This window comes from Paraplanobispora siamensis (assembly GCF_016863175.1).
GTDB lineage: Bacteria > Actinomycetota > Actinomycetes > Streptosporangiales > Streptosporangiaceae > Planobispora > Planobispora siamensis.
Map to the genome: position 1 here is coordinate 1 of NZ_BOOJ01000137.1, position 1,276 is coordinate 1,276.

Genomic DNA, 1,276 nt, shown 5'->3' on the forward strand with positions numbered 1-1,276 from the left:
AAGCCCGCCAAGAAGCCGGCCGCCGACAAGGCCGCCGCGGGCAAGCCCGCCACCGGCGCGACGACCGCCGAGCTCCCGGCCAAGACCGTCACCGCGGCCGCCGCGACCACCACCGCCGAGAAGGCGAACAGCATGCCCCTCGCGGGCATCCTCGCCCTCATCCTCGTGGCGGGCGGCGGGGCGTTCGCCGCCAGCCGGGTCCTGAGCCGGCGCCTGCTCCGCACCGGCGCCTGACCTTCCCGGGCTCCCAGCCTCTCAGGCACCTTCCGACGACAGCGCGACGAGGCCGCCACCGGACATCACCGGTGGCGGCCTCGTCGCGTCCGGGCCTGTCCCCCGGGCCCGTTTGCCGGCACCCGCTTCCTCAGGCGGGCGGCCGTATCGGGCCGGTTCCGTGCCTGCCCCACAGGGTCCGGCGGAAGTTGCTCCAGAAACGGGAGCTGTCGTTGGCCCGGGGGAACGGGGTGCCGGGCACGGGGACGCCGAGGAAGTCGCACAGCGGCTCCCACCCCTGCCCCACCCGGTAGATCAGCAGCCGTTCCGGCGGCACGGACGCCCGCACCTCGGCGTTGTGCCGCTCGTAGTACTTCAGGGCGCTGGCGCGGTCGAAGACGATGTCGCGCCTGTCCTGGTTGACGGCGCTCAGCATGCGGGTGAACGCGGTCAGCCTGGCCTGCGCGGGAAGGACCGTGCGCAGCGCGGGACCGAGCACGGGATGGCGCAGCACACGGGGCAGCCGGAAGATCGTCTTACGGGCGCTCTCGTACCAGGCGTCGGGGTCGCGCAGGGTGAGGATCACCTTGGCCTCGGGATAGTGATCGGCCAGCTCCCGCCAGTACGCGGCCGCGGGGAAGTCCACGCACGCCCGGTATCCGTGGAAGATCGCCTCCCAGTCGGGCGCGGCGCCCTGCGCCACGGCGGTCCACTGCCGCATCCGCTCGATATCGCCCAGGACCTCGAACATGTGATAGCAGGGCGCGAAACCCAGGTGTTCCAGCGCGATCTTGAGTGAACTGGTGCCGGTACGGCCCAGCCCGGCCCCGATGACCTGCAGCATTACCCCAACCTGCCCTCGCACGCCGGGTTTATGACACCGGGTGGCCTTCCGCGGGAGCATTCCGCGCCCCGGAAGACCATCCGGTGAGGCATCCGCGACGCTCCCCCGGCCGCCCGCTCAGGCGGCCGGGGGAGCGGTCAGACGGTGAATCGGCTGGATTCCCAGTCAGGCGGTGGAGCGGCCCACCGGCTCGTGGGCCGGGTCAGACGGTGAAGTGGC

Annotated in this window: 2 protein-coding genes; one reads left to right on the top strand and one right to left on the bottom strand. The window is 72.5% G+C overall.

What is annotated here, in order from left to right; all coding sequences use genetic code 11:
• Nucleotides 1-234: hypothetical protein (locus Psi01_RS42890; RefSeq protein WP_373872556.1), on the top strand; the 234-nt coding region annotated here is incomplete at its 5' end.
• Nucleotides 235-364: 130 nt separating this feature from the next.
• Here Psi01_RS42890 and Psi01_RS42895 read toward each other — a convergent pair.
• Nucleotides 365-1,057, bottom strand: coding sequence for a sulfotransferase family protein (locus Psi01_RS42895; protein WP_204069957.1), 693 nt, complete (start codon nt 1,055-1,057; stop codon nt 365-367).
• Between the last annotated feature and the right edge of the window lie 219 nt (nt 1,058-1,276).

Coding starts and splice junctions, on each gene's coding strand:
- Psi01_RS42895 (WP_204069957.1), bottom strand. CDS start 1,057: ATGCTGCAGGTCATCGGGGCCGGGCTGGGCCGTACCGGCACCAGTTCA.